Here is a 19,799-nt window from a genome sequence, read left to right as displayed (position 1 = left end):
CAATAGAAGGGATAAATTAATTATATTTCATTGTTGAAGTGTGGAAGATTTTTATGTAAAAGGCGAAAAATCTTTAAGGCTAACTGGATTTGTAGCAAATCTTCTGGATTCTTTAAATCTGTATTTAGTATTTCCTTGATTTTTTCAATTCTGTATATAAGAGTGTTTCTATGCAAAAACATTGCCTTTGCTGTTTCACTTAAATTTTGGTTGTGATTGAAATAGTTTTCTAGCGTTTGAATATAGCCAGTTTCGTGAAGGGTATCATGTTCTAATACCTTTCCGAGTGATTTCATGAAAAAGCTTTCTAACTGCGAATCTTTTATATTTGAATCTAGAAAGTGATACACAGCATAATCCTCAAAATGAGATATTCCTTCATTTTTATCAAATTTTTGCATCAGTCTAATAGCTTCGTGAGCTTCAGAAAAACTTTTGTGAATTGAACTAATCGTCTTAAACTGACGGCCTATTCCAATTAAAAAAGTAGTTTTGTTAATATTTTTATGAAGAACTTCAAGAATTGTGTTGGCATATAATTTTGTTTCATTTAAGGAGATCGAAGGTTTGTTTTCATTTTGTCCGATCAAAATAATTAGACGGTTGTTTCGATGGAAGCATGTAATTTCTCCATCTATTTGACTCGAACACTCATAAACTAAATCCACACATTTTCTTGCTTTATTTTCTAGTTTGTATCTCCTGTCAACCATATCTTCAATGATCGTAAGTTCATCAGATTCTATATTAATAACCATACAGTAGTACATATAATTTGGATTCAGTCCATGTAAGTCGCAAAGAGTTTTGATTGATTCTTTTGACGTTATTTTTCCATTTAATAAATCATCAAAGAAATCATTTCTTATTTTTAGTTTTACTCCTTCAATTTCCCTTTGCTTTATCATCTCAAGCGCTATGATTGTAGAAGCCTGTTCGATTGCAATATAGTCAAATTCCGTTAGTTCATGTACAGTTTGCCAAACAACGATATAGCCAAAAATATCGTTTGCAACGCCAATAGGGAGGATTCTACATTTAATTTCTAAATTCTCTAAATAATAGATACGCTTTATTAACTTTCTCATTTGACTAATACTGTGGGGAATCGAATCGATAAATTCTTTATGGAAAACTTGGCGATCTTTTACGAGATTAAGACAATAGGCTAAATAGTTCGGATTATCTTTGTGTTCTGAGTAATGAATCAAATCCCAATTTTCGTCTACAATCAGAATGGGATTATTTACAGTTTCAGATAACGTAGATGAAATCCTCTCAATTCCTCCTCCTTCTAATGCAATACTGAAGAGTGTATTATGCATGTCTAGCGTTTTTCTATTTAGCAAATCATATCTTCCTGATGCCTTTTCATTAATAATCGATATTACATTTGATAACGTGTATTCGAAAGGTAGCTCTAATAGAGGTAATCCATACTTATTTGCTTGATCGATCATATTTTGGGGAATTTGATCAAAGTATCGCTTCATTTTAATAATGAGACCAGAACAGTTTATTTCTGAAAGTTCCTTAATAATTCTATTTTGCAGTTCTTCTTGATCTTTAAATATATAACCAGTTGATAGCAGTAATTCATTTGACGACAACCAGTCAAATGCATCGGGGTTTTCCATAATATTAACAAGAGAAATAACGTTATTAATCCCCTTTTCTCCACCAACAATTTTAATTCCATCAATCGCTTTAATTTCTAATAGATTCTTTATTGTTAGCAATTTTTCACAACTCCTTTGACATAATTTAATCACATATATTTGTGCAATATGCCTAAATGATATCCTTGTTTTTTGGTTTTTCTAAACGATGACGGTATAAGGTATTCATACTAAAATAATCACGTAAGGTTAGCTAATCGTCAAATATTTTGTAGAAAATCTTTGTTTTTTTAATTCAATGACAAAGAAAGTTATTAATCAAAATGACTAAAAGATGTTTTTTACTAGCTTATTTTGTAACAATCTAACAAATCTTATCATGGGTAAACCACTTATGGTTTTACAGGAAATAAAAATGGGTGTGACATGGATAGAGAATAGGATTTCTTCCAGATTGGTGAGGTGACTCTAATGATATTTGCAGCAAAATCTGGTGATGTTGATTTTATCCTAAAAATTAAAAATTCAAATTTGAGTGGTTTTGTCCACAGTATATTTAATCGGACATTCAATATTCAATGTGAAAATGGTGAATTGTTCACGATCGCTTGCAGAGAAATGGATAACGGGCCAAATACACTTGTTATTGATGTCGATTGTTTTGAAAAGATGGATCTAAAAATAAACGATACTGTTTTTGTAGAAAATCAAATTTTACAAATTGCAAATAAATTTTCCATCCACATTGTGAATGTTGAACAATGGGAGAGCATCCTTCCTTTATTACCAAAAAATTTAGATGGTTTAAAAGTTAGTCTCGCATTCATGAAGCAATTCATCGACCTTCATGGAAAAAGTGGTGGAATAAAAGAAGCCCTTTCATATCCGACCATTTTTGAAAATGAAATGTCGAAAATTCTTCAGGCACGAACGAGTTTGCTATTGAACGATTTATTAAACAACCGGATGACTAGTGCCTTACAGCATGCCATTTCACTAATAGGTCTTGGTCCAGGATTAACGCCATCTGGTGATGATTTTTTAGTTGGATTATTAACCATTTTCAATATGAATCAATGCTTTACTCAAAAAGCATTTTGTGAGGAAGTGGTTAAAAAAGCAAAAGGTTTAACGAACGAAATAAGCTATATGGCTTTAAAAAAAGCATCAATTGGTAAAGTGAGAGAGTCTCTTATTCGTTTAATTCATTCTTTAGTAAACGGAAATGAAGATGACTTGATTCTCGCTTTAACGAAAGTATTAAACATCGGATCTTCATCCGGAACAGATATAGCATTAGGACTTGTCTGTGGGTTGGAAGCGAAAATGAAAGGTGGAGGAAAAATATGACTGTACAAGTTGTGGTAAAGCCAAATACATTTTTTGATTCAGTTTCTTTAATGTCTTTATCAACGAAAGCGAACCAAATTGAAGGAATAGACCAAGCGATCATTGCAATGGGTACTGAAATGAATAAAGGAGTAATTAAAAATGTAGGTTTGAATACTCCCGAAGTTGAAGAAGCAAAAAATAGTGATTTGATTATTGTTGTAAAAGCAGAAACTGATGAATCGTGTGAAAACGCTTTCATTGAAATTGATGAATTATTAACAAATAAAAATGCATCTAAAGTGAAAAGCGAGATCGTTTATTCAACGATTACTTCCGCTGCAAAGAGTATACCCGAAGCAAATTTAGCAGTTATTTCAGTTAATGGTGCATTTGCTGCTAGAGAAGCAAGAAAAGCACTTGAAAATAATCTACATGTCATGCTATTTAGCGATAATGTAAGCGTTGTAGAAGAAATCGAACTGAAAAAGCTGGCTCATGAAAAAGGCTTATTAATGATGGGACCTGATTGTGGAACAGCGATTATCAGTAATGTAGGATTAGCATTCTCAAATGCTGTAAGAAAAGGAAATATCGGAATCGTAGGTGCATCAGGAACTGGTAGTCAAGAGGTTAGTGTTCGAATCCATGACTTTGGTGGTGGAATTACTCAATTAATCGGTACTGGCGGTCGTGATTTAAGTGAAGAAGTTGGCGGAATTATGATGTTAGATGCGATTAAAGCGTTAGACGAAGATGAAGCTACAAAGGTAATCGTACTAGTTTCTAAGCCACCTGCACCAAGTGTAGAAGAAAAAGTGCTAGCTCAAATTAAGCAATGCAAAAAGCCAGTTGTTGTTTGGTTCATTGGTGGAGATGAAGAAAAAGTAGTTCAAGCAGGAGGACATTTTGCGAAAATGTCAAAAGAAGCTGCGCTTAAAGCAGTACTTTTAGCTGGAGCTGATGAAGGCAGTATAAACAAGCGTGCTTTAAATATTCCACTTATTGAAGAGGTCCGTGCAAAATTAACGCCAGAACAAAAATATATCCGTGGATTATTTTGTGGCGGTACATTATGTGACGAAGCGATGTACGCAGCGATTGATAAATTTGACAATGTGTATAGCAATATCCAGAAAAATCCTGATTACCTATTAAAAGACATTAATGTTAGTCAAGAACATACTTTCATTGACTTAGGTGATGATGATTTTACACAAGGAAAACCTCATCCAATGATTGATCCGTCAACTCGAATCGCTAGATTTTTACAAGAAGCGAAGGATTCTTCGGTTGGTGTTATCGTTATGGACTTTGTTTTAGGCTATGGTTCTCACGAAGATCCAGTTGGCGTAATGCTTCCTGCTATTATCGAAGCGAAGGAGTTAGCTGAAAAAGAAGGTAGACACTTAGAGATAATTGGATACGTTCTTGGAACAGACTTAGACCCACAAAACTTTGATGATCAAGTAAACAAATTATTGGCTGTAGGGGTAACACACGCTAGTAGCAGTACAAATGCAGGTCTGTTAGCTAGAGAATTCGTTGTGAAAGGAGAATAGTCATGAATAAAATTAACGAACTTTTTAATAGTAAAATTTCTGCTATTAACGTAGGGATTGAATTCTTTAAAGATGATATTTTAAAGCAAAATGCAAGTGCAACTCATTTAGAATGGACACCACCAGGTGGAGGAAATCCCGAATTAATTGCAGCTCTTGATAAGTTAGAAGATTCCAGTGTAATGGAAAAGATTGAAGCAGCAAATAAATTAGCTGTAGAACGTATTATTAATTCTCAACCAGTATTAATTGGTTTTGACCAAGCAATCAATTGTGTGCCAGGTATGACGAAACATACAATTCTCCATGCTGGCCCACCAATTACTTGGGATAAAATGAGCGGTCCGATGAAAGGCGCAGTTACAGGGGCAATTGTGTATGAAGGTTTAGCAAATAATTTAGAGGAAGCATATGAAGTTGCGGCTTCTGGTGCAATTACATTCTCACCATGTCATGAGCACAATTGTGTAGGCTCTATGGCTGGTGTAACATCAGCTTCTATGTTTATGCACATTGTTGAAAATAAAACTTACGGCAATATTGCTTATACAAACTTAAGTGAACAGATGGCAAAAATCTTAAGAATGGGTGCAAATGATCAAAGTGTCGTTGATCGTTTAATCTGGATGCGCGATGTATTTGGTCCAATTTTAAGAGATGCGATGAAGCTAAATAAAGATGGAATTGATTTACGATTAATGCTTGCACAAGCTCTTCATATGGGAGATGAGTGTCACAATCGAAACAATGCAGGTACAGCTTTGTTAATTCAAGCTTTGACCCCTTATATTTTGGAAACAGATTTTACAACAGAACAAAAACGTGAAGTATTTGATTTCGTAGCTAGCAGTGATTATTTCTCAGGTCCAACTTGGATGGCGCTTTGTAAGTGTGCACTTGATGCTGCTCATGGTATTGAAAATAGTACGATAGTCACAACGATGGCACGTAATGGGGTAGAATTCGGTATTCGAGTAAGTGGTATGGCAGGAAATACTTGGTTTACTGGACCAGCGCAAAAAGTTGTAGGACCAATGTTTGCAGGATATAAACCAGAAGATTCAGGTCTAGATATTGGAGATAGTGCAATTACAGAAACATACGGAATCGGTGGATTTGCAATGGCAACAGCTCCAGCGATTGTCGCACTTGTAGGTGGAACAGTAGATGAAGCAATTGGCTTTTCGACAAAAATGAAAGAAATTACAACGGATGAAAATCCAAATGTCACGATTCCTTTACTAGATTTCATGGGTATTTCAACAGGAATTGATGTAAGAAAAGTAATTCAAACAGGAATCATGCCAGTTATTAATACGGCTATTGCCCATAAAGAAGCAGGTATTGGCATGATTGGTGCAGGGATCACGTATCCACCAGTTGAAGCGTTTGAAAAGGCTTTATTAACTTTAAGTGAAAACATTAAATAATACGGTATACTCGTGTGATTTAAAGGAAAACGTACTTTGAATTATTCGAATTTTAAACCGCTCTCCAACTGTTGTCTTTGTAGGGGAGTAGTCCAAGCAGATTGTCTTAGTTAATTCTTAGGGTCTGACCAAAAAAGTAAGCGTCAGGCCCTAAAATTCAATCTTTGGAATTTTAAATGCGGCCAGCCATTTCATATAAGAAAACAACAGAGGGAGAGGAAAGTTATGGAAAATCAATCCTTAAATTCAGAATTAATTCTCGCAAGTCAGCGAGGAGATTTAGAGGGAGTTGAACGGTTTTTATCAAAAGGAGCAAGTGTTGAGTATAAGGATTCTGATGGTCGTACAGCATTAATGGCGGCTACCCAAAAAAATCAAATCGAAATTGTAAAACGGTTATTGGAAGCTGGTAGTGACGTTAACACAAGAGATATTACGCAATTAACACCGTTTATTTGTTCTGGAGCAAACGGATTTCATGAAATCTTAAGCATGATGTTAAAGTATGGGGCTGATTTAAATAGCGTGAATCGATTTGGTGGAACTGCTTTATTACCATCCAGTGAAAAAGGCTACCTAAAAACTGTACAAATTTGTTTAGAGGCAGGAGTACCCGTTAATCATACAAATAAATTAGGTTGGTCGGCTTTACTTGAAGCAGTTATTTTAGGAAATGGTGGTCTTTTGTATTCTGATGTAATCGAACTACTTGTTGATGCCGGTGCAGATGGTTACTTAGTAGATCGTGATGGAAAATCATCTTTACAACATGCTATTGATCTAAATCAGCATAAGGTTGTAAAAATCCTTAATAAAGAGTATGTCGAAAAGAATGAATCGATTAAGAAAGCCAAACAAATGGCAAAGGCAAATAGATACGAGGAAGCTATTTTAGTCATAAATAGTGCGCTTGAAATAGACAGTAAAAACATTGATTTAATCTACTACAAAGGGTATTTCTTACAAGAATTAAAACAATACGAAGAAGCCCTCGTACAATACAACAATGCCCTAGCTATTGATCCAGAAAATCTTGAATTTTATTTTTACACTGCAAATTGCTTAAGATTAATGAATAAACCGGATGAAGCTTTAGGCGAATATGATAAAGCTGTCTTACTTGATCCTAATGAAACTTTTTATCTTTATCATAAATCAAATTATTTAAGAGAACTTGGAAGACATAAAGAAGCTGTTCAAGCAATGAATAATCTTCTAGCTCTTCAGCCAAAAAGATATGATTTTTCGTTTCATAAAGCGAATAGTCTTAGATCGCTAGAGAGACATGAAGAAGCTGTAGAAGCAATTGAAAATGCTATTGAAAATGATCCAACTAATTCATTATATCATCTTCATAAAGAGCAATCTCTCAATTTGCTAAGTATTAAAGAGTTTAAAAACTTAGGAGGTAAATAATGGGGAAATTAGTGATCGTTGCGATCGGAGGCAATGCTCTAGTAAGAGAAAATGGCCGCAACACGACTCAAGACCAATATGAAGCCGTACAAGAAACGGTTGTAAATATAGCAGATATGGTACAAGAAGGCTATGAAATTGTCGTAACACATGGTAATGGTCCACAAGTTGGATTTGCTTTACAAAGATCTGAGATTGCTAGTGAAGTAGCAGGTATGCCAACCGTACCTCTCGTTAACAACGTGGCAGATACACAAGGTGGTATCGGTTACCAAATACAACAGGCGTTAACTAACGAATTTGCAAAAAGAGGAATCAACAAGAAAGTAGCTACTGTTATAACTCAAGTTGAAGTTAGTGCTGATGATCCTAATTTCAAAAATCCTACAAAACCAGTTGGCTCATTCTTTACACTCGAACAAGCTGAAGAAATGAAAAAAGATCACCCAAACTGGGTTTTTGTTGAAGATTCTGGACGTGGATATCGTAGAGTTGTTCCATCACCAAGACCAACCGATATTGTTGAAAAAGAGGTTATTTATTCATTAATTGAGGATGGTTACGTGGTAATTGCCGTAGGTGGCGGTGGAATTCCGGTCGTGAAAAAGGATGATAAAACATACGAGGGTATTGACGCAGTTATCGATAAAGATTTTGCTACAAGTCTATTAGCAGAACAAATTCATGCGGAGACGTTAATTGTCACAACTGGTGTACCAAGGGTATGTATTAATTTTGGGAAACCAAATCAAAAAGCACTTGAAACAATTACTGTAGAAGAGACGAAACAATATGTCCTTGAAAATCATTTTCCTCCAGGAAGTATGCTACCAAAAATTGAGGCTAGTTTAAGTTTCTTACAAAATAATGGAAAGAGAGTCATTATAACGAATCCTGAAAGCTTGAAAGAAGCAATAAATGAACAAGCAGGTACTCATATTGTAAATTAATGGCATTATCTAATGTTGATTACAAAATAGCATGGAATTTTTCCTTACTATTTAGAAGAGTAAGAGGTGTTAATGATGGAAGAAGCTAAATTAGCAACTAGTGATCAAGAACTATATAAATCTTATGGATATTCAGAAGAACTGTTACCCAAATCGCCAAATCAAAGAGATTGGGGAATGTCCAACTTTATTACCGTTTGGATGGGTGCTGTTCATAATATCATGTCTTATATGACAGTAGCAGGATTTTTTGTTCTCGGCCTTAATACGAAGCAAGTTATCTTAGCTGTTTTAATGTCAGCCATTATTGTCGCAACATTATATTGTCTTAATGGTTATGCTGCATCAAAATATGGTTTGCCATTTACAATGTTACTTCGTGATACGTTTGGTGTAAAAGGAGCGATTATTCCAGCAATATGTCGTGGTCTAATTGCTGGAATTGTATTTTTTGGTACTACAACCGTTGTTGGAGCGGAATCTTTGAATGTTATTTTTACAAGATTTATGCCGAACTATCTGTCTCTAGGTGGGGATTTTAATCTACTTGGATTAACAGTCCCAACGATGATATCATACGCAATACTCTGGACAGTTACAGTTTTACTTTTCTTAGGTGGAATGAATGTATTAAACAAATTTGGTAGTTGGTCTTCACCAGTCGTTTACGTATTTATCATTGGTGCGGCTGTTTGGGCGATTAATATGGCTGGAGGTTTTGGACCAATTTTTGATTATGTTCCAAAGGCCCCGACTAGTAGTCCACTAGTATTTATTGCCTGTGTGAGTGCTTTAGTATCTAACTGGGCAGGCCCAGTCGTAAATATTTCTGATTTTACACATCGAGCTAAAACTCCAAAGGATTTCATTATTGGATTACCTTTAGGCTTTATCCTATCCTATATTCTTTTTGCAATCACATGTGTCTCATTAATTGCAGGTACTGAAATCGCTTTCGGTGAACCAATCTTCAATATTGTTCATGCAATTAATAAAATTGAAAATACGTTCTCAGTTATCGTCTTAATATTAGCATTAAACGTTGGTGCGATAGCGTTTGTTGTCTTTGCTAATCTTTTGCCATCAGGTTTACAAATGACAGCACTTTTCCCAAAATTGTTTACTATAAAATCGGCAGGAATTTTAACAGCTATTATAGGAACGATTATTTTACCTTGGAAACTTGTATCTAGCCCGACGACATTATTTTACTTTTATAGCTTTATTGGTTCTATTTTCGGACCTATTACAGGTATTATGCTTTCGAGCTTCTATATTCACCGCAAAAGACAAATGAATTTAGATCATATATATGTACCAAAAGGCAACGATGGAGAATATAAGAATGGTTACAATCCTAAAGCTATGATTATTTTAGCAATAAGCTTTATACTTCCAATGTCAGGTGCACTACTAAAGAACATTCCTTTTTTAGTAAAAATGAATGAATTTGCTTTCTTTAGTGGATTAATTATATCGTTTATTTTATATTCATTTTTTGGAAAAATAAGCAAAGCGAAGTAAAAAAAGCTTTATAGATTCATAGGTTGATGGGCAACATAAAATAAAAACATATCCATTTTATATTAGGAGGGGTTTAATAATGGATTACATGAAAATGGCAGCAGAAAAAACAATTGAAGGAATGAATAATAAAGTCGGTGGACCATTTGGTGCAACAATTGTTAAAGGCGACGAGATTATCGCAGTTGTTAGCAACACGATGATGAGAGATACTGACCCATCTGCGCACGCGGAAATGGTTGCAATCAGAGAGGCTTGCAAAAAGTTAGACACTATGGACTTATCTGATTGTGAAATTTATGCAACCTGTGAACCATGCCCTATGTGTGTCGCTGCAATTATTTGGTCTGGGATAAAGAAAGTTTATTATTGCAACACTTCAGAAGACGCAGATGTTCATGGTTTCTCTGATTTACATCTTCGTAAATATTTAACAGGTGAAGATAAAAGCGTTCTTGACATGGTTAAGGTGGAGAAAAGAGAAGAATGTGATAATTTATTTGAACATTTTCACAAAATAAATAAATAATATTTTTTTACACTACCTTTTCAAGTAAAGCATGCATAATCGAAAGCTTTACTACTGGTTCATTTACGAATAAAAACACGATCCGGCTCTTTCGTTATTGGAGTCGGATTTTAACATTTCAAAATCAAACTTTTCATGAGGAACATCTTGCTACCAATATGGTTATAGAATTGTTTTCTCTTCCCTTTAATAAAATGAAATTTCTATTAGTGGAGGTTTACTTCCCGTTAAGTGTAGGAAAAAAGATAAATAACAGGACAGGAGATATCTCATGGATCGTAAAGAAAGATATTTAACACTTTTTAATAAAATTAGTCAGTATAACACTGGGGAAAAAGGAATTACAAGACTAGCTTATTCAAATATGGAACAAACTTGTACACACGCATTTATACGTATGTGTAAAGCAGAAAAATTAGATATCCGAATGGATCAATGTGGAAATGTTATCGCAAGAAGAGAAGGAAAAGTTGAGGGGCTGGCTCCTGTTGCTATGGGATCTCATTTAGATTCAGTGTACGAAGGTGGGAAATATGACGGAGTAGTAGGCGTCATTGCGGCACTCGAAGTTATAAGTCGATTAAATGAAAAAAATATTGTAACTGATCATCCAATCGAAATTATCTCATTTGCCTGTGAAGAGTCATCTCGTTTTGGGGTATCTACTGTAGGAAGTAAAGCGATGGCGGGACTAATTGAAAAAGAGAAATACCGTCATTTAGAAGATCGTAAAGGTATTACGATGGAAAAAGCATTTGCTCACTGTGCCCTTGATTTTAATAGTATTGATGAAGCAAGCAGAGTAGATGAAGAATTTAAGGCGTTTTTTGAGCTTCATGTCGAGCAAGGTCCAATATTAATAAATAATCATAAAAAAATTGGGATTGTTACTGGAATTGCAGCACCTATTAGACTTCTTGTAAAAATAAACGGAAAAGCGTCTCATTCTGGAACTACTCCCATGAATATGAGAAAAGACGCTCTTCTTGGAGCTTCTGAGATTGCATTAGAGCTAGAGAAAGTTGCAATTCATGAACAAGAACATGGTACTGTTGCTACAGTTGGCGTATTGGATATCCACTCTGGTGCAATGAACGTAGTCCCAGGAGAAGTACTTATGAAAATTGACATTCGATCTTCCTCAGTACAATCAAGAAAGTTCGTTTTGGAGCATTTATTAAAAACGATCGAAAATGTTAAAAAAAATAGAAAGTTAGACATAGAAACCAATATTATTAGTTCCGAAGAGCCTGTATTGCTTTCGCCTGAACTGATTGATGGACTACAATCCATTTGTATTAAAAAGGATCTTCCTTTTCAAGTAATGCAAAGTGGCGCAGGACATGATGCAATGAATATGACAAGACTTGCCCCAGTAGGTCTCATTTTTGTTCCATCTGAGGATGGTCTAAGCCATCATCCTGATGAATTTACTGAACTTGATGATATTTTAATTGGAATTGATGTTTTAGAAGAAGCGGTTTTACATTATGCAAAAGCAGGCATTTCTGTTTCAAATTAGTACAATTACATTTGTTTTTACAAGTAAAAGAGGGAAAAATCCATGTCAACAAAATCTGCTTTACCGTTATTACTAACTTATATGTTTCTTGCAATGCTTGGAATTGGTCTTGTCATTCCAATTCTTCCTGAGCTTCTTATCGATTTTGGAGCAGGTGGAAAAGCAGCAGGATATTTAGTATCTGCCTTTGGCTTAACACAGTTTTTGTTCTCGCCAATTGCTGGCGATTTCTCAGATAAATACGGACGGAAGCCGATGATTATCGTTGGACTGTGTCTATTCGTTATTTCAAACCTATTGGCTGCAACTGCAGATCATTTTTCAATTTTTCTTGTTTCAAGATTAATTGGTGGGATGGGCGCTGCTGCATTGATTCCATCCATCATGGCTTATGTGGTTGATATCACGACTGAAGAACAGAGGCCAAGAGCAATGTCATTTCTAGGTGCTTCCATGTCATCTGGTTTTATTGTTGGTCCGGGTTTAGGTGGGTTACTTGCTGAGTTTGGCACAAGGACTCCTTTCTTCGCATCTGCAATTATCGGTCTTTTAGCTGTAATTAGTTGCATACCATTATTATCGGAATCCAAAACTGTAGAGGAACGTCTAAATCATTTAAAATCAAAACCGAAGAAAGAAAATATTTTTCGTCAACTTGCACAATCAGTTAAATCTCGTTATTTTATCTTATTGTTATTGATATTTGCTCTTAGTTTCGGACTTACTCACTTTGAAGCAATCTATCCATTGTTCGTTACTCAAAGTTATGGATTTACAACAAGAGAAATATCGATCTTGTTTATGGTTTGTTCACTGATTGGTACTTTCAACCAATTGGTACTGACGAATCGCCTTACACAAAGGTTTGGAGAAAAGCTTATTATTAGCAGTATGCTCTTGTTGTCCGGAGTTTCCCTTGTGTTCTTGCTATTCTCAGGAAATTTCTTTTATGTAATGGTCATAACAATGTTGTATTTCACATTTAATAACATTTTACGTCCAACGATTAACACATTGCTTTCGAGGGAAGCTGGAAATGAACAAGGATTTGTAGCAGGATTGAACAATGCCTATATGAGCCTAGGTCAAATTTTCGGACCAATTCTTGCGGGGTTTTTATTCGATATACATATCAATCTTCCTTATTTGTTTGGAGCATTCGTACTACTAATTAGTAGTATTGTTTCTTTTAGGTGGGTAGGGACTAGGAATAGAAAAAACATTCAAGATATTAGTCGAGTGAAGGATCAGGCATTATAATAGAAAGGAAAGAATAAAAGGGGAGAATTTCCCCTTTTTTTTATTTCTAATTTAATAAAATTCTATTCCAAAGCAAAAAAAGCCCAGACATTTTATCTGAGCCTTTGTTCTGATTGCTGTTTTAGGATTTACTCCTATTCACTGAACTTGTTAGAATTACATTTTCATATTTTATATAAAAATACTAAATCGCAAATGTTTCTTTTGATTTAAGAAGATAACGTTCTATAAATTCAGCTAATCCATCATTTTCATGATGTGCAGTTACAAAGTCAGATGCAGCTTTAACTTCTTCGCAAGCGTTCCCCATTGCCACACCTGTGCCAACATGACGAAGCATTTCAATATCATTCGGTCCGTCTCCTATAGCTACTACTTCATTTGGATTAATTCGATATGCACGAAGTAGTTTTTTTATAGCAGACCATTTTGAAACATTTGGAGCAACCATTTCAAAACCGTCATTCCAATTTATGACTTCTGCTTCCTTTTTAAACAAAGCAGATAATTCAATATTTTGTTCATTTGTTCGAACACTATATTTAAGAACATCATTATAATTAACCATTCTTAAGTCACCAATGTATCGTGGCGGAATTTGCCCAACTTTTGACCAATAATCAATTTCTTCATTTGTTTCTTTACAGTAAAGGCCATTAGCTGTATGGATAATAACATTACAATGGTTTTCAGCTGTCAAATGATGGAGTAGTTCTTCGTTCACTTTGACTGTTTCCATTTGAATCATTTTTCCTGTCTCACCATCATGAATGGCGGCACCGTTCAAACAAATCATCGGAGTTTGTAATCCAATTTCTTTATGGTAGGGAGCGGTCACTTCAAAGTGTCGACCAGTTGCTAGAAAAACCATGACTCCTTGATCCATGAGCTTATTAATAGCTTCCATATTTCGGCGAGAAATGTAGTTTGAGACTGTTAAGAGTGTACCATCCATATCGATAAATAATGCACGAATATTCATTTATTCTGCCCCCTCATTTGAAGTTAAACCCATCATATCATCTGAATATTAAAACCTAGTAAACTCAGTGTATAGATTTATTGAAGATTAATGAGTAGGGAATAGAAAAAAATAACTGCAAATGTGATAACAATTAAATAATTAAAGTAAATCAATTCAATGAAAAACAATTCATTACAATTCAGCCTGTTGTACTAAAGGTTACTCATATTAGTAATTTTAAGTAATTTGTTGACGAGAATTACTGTTTTATAGTTGGAATTCAATGTTTAAAGCATTGGAAGGATGTATTAGAGAATTAATTTAAATATAAATTGAATGCTTTTATTGTATATAAATTAGAAAGTACGAAAAAATAAAGTAGGAAATAAAATGGAAATTCTAGGTAGACTATATTTAATACATAGTAATAAGTAAACAAACTCGATTGGGTGGTCTAAATGCGTTTAAAATCAGGTGATCGAAATTTAAATAATCAAGAGTGCGAGAAAGAAAAAAAGTCAATAACGTCCATATTTCAACAGGCTGCTAAATCGAGTGATTTCTACCAATTTTCATTATCTGAAGAACAGGATCTAACCATTAGCTACTTTAAAAGTATGGTAGATGCCGATAAAATAAATAACCTTTTACTTCCGTCATTACAAGAGCATATTAAGAAAATTAGTACAATTAATGATGTGAAGAAGTCGATTCCTTTTGAGGATGTCCAATTTACAAATAACCCACTAGATATCGAAAAAAAATTAATAAAAGGATATGTTATTCTTGAGTTCAAGTATTTCAAACGCTTTTTGACGATAAGCGTAGAAAATGCAAATCTTGGTTATCGTGAGAATAATGATACAGAAAATGAATTTAGTGTTATCGGTCCAAAAGTTGGATTTGTTGAAAATCTAAGTACTAATCTTCATTTACTTCGAAAACAATTAGCTGTACCTGAGTTAGTTTTTGAGGAAATTAAAATAGGTTCGATGTCTAAAACAGAAGTAGTTATTGCATATTTGGATGGAATTACGAATCCAGAATATGTACAAACTGTTCGTCAACGATTGGAAGACATCGACTTCGATGTTATTTTTGATAATTCTCAAATTGATCAAATTATTTCAGATAACTCAAATACGCCATTTCCAATTTTTTTATCAACTGAACGGACTGATCGGGTTGTATATGCAATGGTTAATGGGCAAGTTGCAATCCTATCAAATGGATCGCCTTACATTATTACTGGACCAACTACTATATTGGATTTTTTCATTTCTCCTGAAGATTATTATCTAAATTGGGTGCTTGGATCGTTTTTTCGAATCATTCGTATAATGAGTGTTATTTTCTCATTGTTTGCTACACCAATTTACGTAGCAATCTTAACATACCATTATGAAGTTTTACCTGATGATTTATTGCAACCTCTCATTAGTTCAAGAGCTCATGTTCCATTTCCTCCAATATGGGAAGCCATTTTTTTGGAAACTACCATTGAACTGTTGAGAGAGGCTGGAGCTCGCTTACCAACAAAAATTGGACAAACACTGGGAATTGTAGGTGGTATTGTAATCGGACAGGCATCTGTTCAAGCTGCACTAACGAGCAATATTTTACTGATCATTGTATCACTGTCTGCACTTGCTTCTTTCACAACACCTATATTTAAAATGTCAAATGCCATTCGACTTTTGCGGTTTCCTCTTATTTTACTTGCAGCATATATGGGAGGTTTTGGAATAATAATAGGATTTGTTCTTTTGTTAGGGCATTTATTAAAGCTTAAATCATTGGGAAATCCGTATATGGTTCCTTTGTATCCTTTTAGAATAAAAAGCTTCGGCGATAGTTTTATTCGGTCATCATATCAATTTACATCGACTCGAAGTAGATTTTTAAGACCTCTTTCATTAAAAAGATATAATCCTAATAAAGTTAAGGATGATCGTAATAATGAAAATGAATAGTATAAATCGAAAAAATTTATGCGCATTTTGTGCTTTTTTTCTACTAACCTTGTTAGTATCAGGCTGCTCTTTTCCACGACAAAAAATTATTGATGAAGTACAAATTCTATCAGTTTATGGTTTTGATAAGGTTGATGATCATTATGTTGGAACGGCACTTTATTCTGATTATACCGATGTAGGAAATAAAGGGAGCTCTATTCTCCAAGGTAGCGGAAAGAAATCCCTTTTAATTAAACAATCTTTAAATGAACAATCCCCAAAACCGATAGAAATTGGAAAGTTGAACCTTCTTATTTTTGGAAAAGAACTAGCTGAAAATGGGGTGTCATATTTTGTTAAGGCGGTTTGTAGGGATCCATTACTTGGAAGCAATGCACTATTGGCTGTTTCAGAAGAACCAGCAGGAGAATTATTAAAGAAAAACAAAGAGAAAGACAGCAACTATATCTATAAATTGGTTGAACAAAATTTTAAGAACCAATTTGTACCGCTTCCAACATTTCATAGTTTTTTATTTGATTACTATGGAGAAGGTAGAGATGCTTCAGTACCCTATATTAAGATAAATCAAAACGAGAATATTGAAGTGAACGGACTAGCTGTATTTAAGAAGGACAAACTTGCTCTGATCTTAAACCCAAAAGAAAGCTTACTGTATAAAATATTAAGAGGAAGAGTAATGAGAGGACAAACAGAATTTAATATTCAGAAGGGAGATAAAATTGATTCTGCAATATTAACGATTTTAAATGGGGATGAAAAAAGATTAATTAAAACCAATAAGAATAAAACAAAAATGAAATTTGATATTACACTAAATGGGATGGTAAAAGATTATCCAGAATGGCTAGATTTAATGAAAAGAAAAAATAATCTATTTTTAAACAATCAATTGGAAAAACAGATGAAAGAAGATTTTGAAAAACTATTATTAACCTTTCAAAAACATCAAGTCGATCCTTTAGGTATTGGTGATTTAGCACGAGCACATTCGAGAAAATGGAACGAAAAGGAATTTTATCAAAAGGTGTATCCAACTATTAAATTTGATGTGAATGTAAAAGTAGTATTATTTCAATCTGGGATTGGCGAGTAAAAAGTGGAGGAGATTGTCTATGAGTAAACAATTAAAAGAAAGTCTGACAGTATCTCCCTTTTTTTTATTATTTCTTATTCATAGTACTCAAACAGGTATTGGCTTGCTGAATTTTCAAAGTAATATAGTAAAAGGAGCCGGACAAGATGCATGGGTTTCGGTTTTATTAGTTGGTATCTCTTTACATATTATTATTTGGTTAATGTATTACTTGCTAAAGAAATCTAATAATGGAGATATTATGTCGTTACACCAACAATTATTTGGAAAATGGATAGGAAATATATTAAATACTTTTTTTTATATTTACATGCTTTTAGTCATTACAACAATCATTCGGTCCTATATAGCAGTTCTTATTACTTGGGTTTTTCCATATTTTCCAATTTGGCTCTTATCATTTATTATGCTTTTTGTTATCACATATTTGGTCATCGGAGGATTTAGAGTCATTACAGGAATATGTTTTTGGGGAGTAATAATTCCTTCTCTTTTATTGTTAACATTTTACTTTCCATTGAAATATGCTTATTGGACGAATTTATTACCAGTGTTTAATCATAGTATAAGTGACTATTATGTTTCAGCAAAGTATTGTATTCTGATGTACTCTGGGCCTGAATTTTTGCTTATTTACTTTCCGTTCATAAAAAATAATCAGAAATCTCAAAAATGGGCACATATTTCACAAGCGTATACAATCATTTTATACTTATTTATTACATTCGTTTCATTTGGTTATTTTAGTCATGGTCAACTTAAACATATAACTTGGCCAACCCTTATGATGTCAAAAATTATTCGCTATCCGTTTATCGAAAGATTTGAATATGTTTATATATTTTTATGGCTCTTAGTAATTCTTCCTCCTTGTTGTATGGGATTGTGGGGAGCGTTACGAATATTAAAAGAATCGTTTAAATTTAAAACTAAAAAGACTTTATGGTTCTCAATAATTATTGTTCATATCATGGTGATCAGTCTCAAAAGTAAATTGGATGTGGAGAAAATAGGGACTTTTATGACATATGCCACTTCTAGCTTTCTTTATTTTTATATACCAATTTTGTTTATTATTTATTTGGTCTTTCAAGCTTTTAAGAAAGCCGATCGTTTAGGGAGAAATTAGTTTGATATATATTTGTTTATCTCTGTGGACCAAGAAGGAGATAGTTAATAAATAGTATGATTAATTTAATAGTTGATTTATTACATGAAATAACCAACTTTAAACCTGTTCCTATATCGGAACAGGTTTTTTATTTTACTGAAATTGTTTTTTCATCATTATTAATAACTAAAATGAATCATTACTTTATCCATTTGTGAGTCTAAAATATTATTAATTTTAAAATGTTAGTGTTTTGTTATCAATGTGATATTGAGTAAGAATGCATGAAGTATTACCTTTACATGAGTACATAATTTTTTATAGACGATTTCGATTTAATTTGATTAATGTGAAAAAGGGTGAACTGTAATGTTTTATTTATTATTAGTTGTTGGAACTATATTAGGGTACATTCTGTTAATTCTACCTGTATATGTATGTGCAATAATTCTTGTAGTGGGTTCATTGTGTTCTTTTATTGCAATTTATATTGAATTAACTATTTTAGAGAGAAAAGTAAGAGCTAATTTATTATAAGCTATATAATTTATCGATAAATAAGTAAATGTTTTTAGTTAATTATTATAACAAATACTATTATTTGCTAAAAAGAGTGTAGAATTTTTAAAAAATCTACACTCTTTTTCATTAGTTTTTATTTATTTACACTATTAAATATCCTCTAGATCAAACATATAACCATATCGAGGGACTGAAACAATCTTTTGACCGTACTTACCTAATTTCTTACGTAATCTATATATAAGGGTATTAATTTCTTCACGTCCTACATCAGGTTGCTCAATATCTTTAGTCATTCGTTCCGGCCAAACATTTATTTTAATTTCGTTATAGCTTACTGCGCTGTTGGCTCTTTGATATAACAATAAAAATAATTCTGTATCTTTACTAGTTAGATGGATTCTTACACCATCAATTAAAATTTCTCTCTTAACTACATTCACAGTTAATCCATTGAAATCGTTTATGTATTTATCTAAAGCTAATGGCATATCAAGTGTGTCTCCAAGGTTCTGCTCTGATAAATTATGAAAAATAAGTACAGCGGCACCACTTGCAAGACTTATACAATCGCCATCACGAAGGAAATATGGTTTATTTTTTTCTATTAAAATATGATTTACTTGTGTTCCATGTTTACTCATGAGATCAACAATGGTGTAATTTTCTTCTTTATCGAAACTAATTAAAGCATGTTTTCTTGAAATATATTGACTTGTAAAAGGAATATCTGGGAAATCATCACCCCACGTACGACCTAGCAACGTTTCATTAAAGGAAATAGGAATTCTATTCTGATTTGTGGCTGTTTCTCCTTGTTTTATAGAAAGATACACGTTTTGAATACTCATGAAGTTACTCCTTTGAAAACTAATCTAGTTAAACCAAAAAAGAGTATATCATATGCAACTAATTTGTAAAGATAATTCATTATTTATTGTGTCTTCAAATAAGGGGAAAAGCAGGAACAAATGGATCTATTCTATGAA

Annotated in this window: 16 protein-coding genes; 13 read left to right on the top strand and 3 right to left on the bottom strand. The window is 33.4% G+C overall.

What is annotated here, in order from left to right; genetic code table 11:
- Nucleotides 1-20: 20 nt before the first annotated feature.
- The gene (locus ABEY15_RS17220; RefSeq protein WP_429891367.1) at nt 21-1,739 is read right to left on the bottom strand and encodes a PucR family transcriptional regulator; all 1,719 of its coding nucleotides are present in this window, start codon (nt 1,737-1,739) and stop codon (nt 21-23) included.
- 351 nt (nt 1,740-2,090) lie between these two features.
- Between ABEY15_RS17220 and ABEY15_RS17215 the strand changes: the two genes are divergently transcribed.
- The 9 genes from ABEY15_RS17215 to ABEY15_RS17175 all read left to right on the top strand — a co-directional run bounded on the left by ABEY15_RS17215 (nt 2,091) and on the right by ABEY15_RS17175 (nt 13,141).
- Nucleotides 2,091-2,969, top strand: a complete 879-nt coding sequence (locus tag ABEY15_RS17215) for a DUF2877 domain-containing protein (RefSeq protein ID WP_429891366.1) — start codon at nt 2,091-2,093, stop codon at nt 2,967-2,969.
- Nucleotides 2,966-4,510 (top strand): acyl-CoA synthetase FdrA, encoded by a 1,545-nt coding sequence (fdrA, locus tag ABEY15_RS17210; protein ID WP_429891365.1) that lies wholly within the window; start codon nt 2,966-2,968, stop codon nt 4,508-4,510. Before ABEY15_RS17215 ends, fdrA begins: the two co-directional genes overlap by 4 nt.
- 2 nt (nt 4,511-4,512) lie before the next feature.
- The gene (locus tag ABEY15_RS17205) at nt 4,513-5,940 is read left to right on the top strand and encodes a DUF1116 domain-containing protein (protein WP_429891364.1); all 1,428 of its coding nucleotides are present in this window, start codon (nt 4,513-4,515) and stop codon (nt 5,938-5,940) included.
- Between the two features lie 225 nt (nt 5,941-6,165).
- Nucleotides 6,166-7,356, top strand: a complete 1,191-nt coding sequence (locus ABEY15_RS17200) for an ankyrin repeat domain-containing protein (protein WP_429891363.1) — start codon at nt 6,166-6,168, stop codon at nt 7,354-7,356.
- A complete protein-coding gene (gene arcC / locus ABEY15_RS17195) occupies nt 7,356-8,306 on the top strand; it encodes a carbamate kinase (RefSeq protein ID WP_429891362.1) in 951 nt (316 codons plus the stop codon). Before ABEY15_RS17200 ends, arcC begins: the two co-directional genes overlap by 1 nt.
- Nucleotides 8,307-8,381: 75 nt before the next feature.
- Nucleotides 8,382-9,830, top strand: a complete 1,449-nt coding sequence (locus ABEY15_RS17190) for a cytosine permease (RefSeq protein ID WP_429891361.1) — start codon at nt 8,382-8,384, stop codon at nt 9,828-9,830.
- A gap of 79 nt (nt 9,831-9,909) precedes the next feature.
- Nucleotides 9,910-10,359: a nucleoside deaminase gene (locus ABEY15_RS17185; protein ID WP_429891360.1), complete on the top strand. Its 450-nt coding sequence runs from the start codon at nt 9,910-9,912 to the stop codon at nt 10,357-10,359.
- A 271-nt stretch (nt 10,360-10,630) separates the two neighbouring features.
- A complete protein-coding gene (locus ABEY15_RS17180) occupies nt 10,631-11,881 on the top strand; it encodes a Zn-dependent hydrolase (RefSeq protein ID WP_429891359.1) in 1,251 nt (416 codons plus the stop codon).
- A gap of 42 nt (nt 11,882-11,923) precedes the next feature.
- The gene (locus tag ABEY15_RS17175; RefSeq protein ID WP_429891358.1) at nt 11,924-13,141 is read left to right on the top strand and encodes an MFS transporter; all 1,218 of its coding nucleotides are present in this window, start codon (nt 11,924-11,926) and stop codon (nt 13,139-13,141) included.
- A gap of 184 nt (nt 13,142-13,325) precedes the next feature.
- On the opposite strand, the gene ABEY15_RS17170 is transcribed toward ABEY15_RS17175, so the two are convergent.
- Nucleotides 13,326-14,123, bottom strand: coding sequence for an HAD family hydrolase (locus tag ABEY15_RS17170; protein ID WP_429891357.1), 798 nt, complete (start codon nt 14,121-14,123; stop codon nt 13,326-13,328).
- A 440-nt stretch (nt 14,124-14,563) separates the two neighbouring features.
- On the opposite strand from ABEY15_RS17170, the gene ABEY15_RS17165 reads away from it, so the two are divergent.
- The 4 genes from ABEY15_RS17165 (at nt 14,564) to ABEY15_RS17150 (ending at nt 18,825) form a co-directional block, all read left to right on the top strand.
- Complete coding sequence (locus ABEY15_RS17165) at nt 14,564-16,078, top strand: spore germination protein (protein WP_429891356.1); 1,515 nt, start codon at nt 14,564-14,566, stop codon at nt 16,076-16,078.
- Entirely contained in the window at nt 16,065-17,177 is a 1,113-nt protein-coding gene (locus ABEY15_RS17160; protein WP_429891355.1) for a Ger(x)C family spore germination protein, read from the top strand. The genes ABEY15_RS17165 and ABEY15_RS17160 overlap by 14 nt, the downstream gene beginning before the upstream one ends.
- A 19-nt stretch (nt 17,178-17,196) precedes the next feature.
- A complete protein-coding gene (locus ABEY15_RS17155; protein WP_429891354.1) occupies nt 17,197-18,306 on the top strand; it encodes a GerAB/ArcD/ProY family transporter in 1,110 nt (369 codons plus the stop codon).
- 351 nt (nt 18,307-18,657) lie between these two features.
- Nucleotides 18,658-18,825, top strand: coding sequence for a hypothetical protein (locus ABEY15_RS17150; protein ID WP_429891353.1), 168 nt, complete (start codon nt 18,658-18,660; stop codon nt 18,823-18,825).
- Between the two features lie 134 nt (nt 18,826-18,959).
- Here ABEY15_RS17150 and ABEY15_RS17145 read toward each other — a convergent pair whose 3' ends face one another.
- Nucleotides 18,960-19,661 carry an FHA domain-containing protein gene (locus ABEY15_RS17145; protein WP_429891352.1) on the bottom strand — a complete coding sequence of 234 codons (702 nt, stop codon included), beginning with the start codon at nt 19,659-19,661 and terminating at the stop codon, nt 18,960-18,962.
- Nucleotides 19,662-19,799 lie beyond the last annotated feature (138 nt).

Source organism: Gottfriedia acidiceleris (genome assembly GCF_050457485.1).
Taxonomy (GTDB): Bacteria; Bacillota; Bacilli; order Bacillales; family Bacillaceae_G; genus Gottfriedia; species Gottfriedia acidiceleris_D.
The sequence above is the reverse complement of the archived record's forward strand: the minus strand, read 5'-3'. Positions and strand labels throughout refer to the sequence as shown.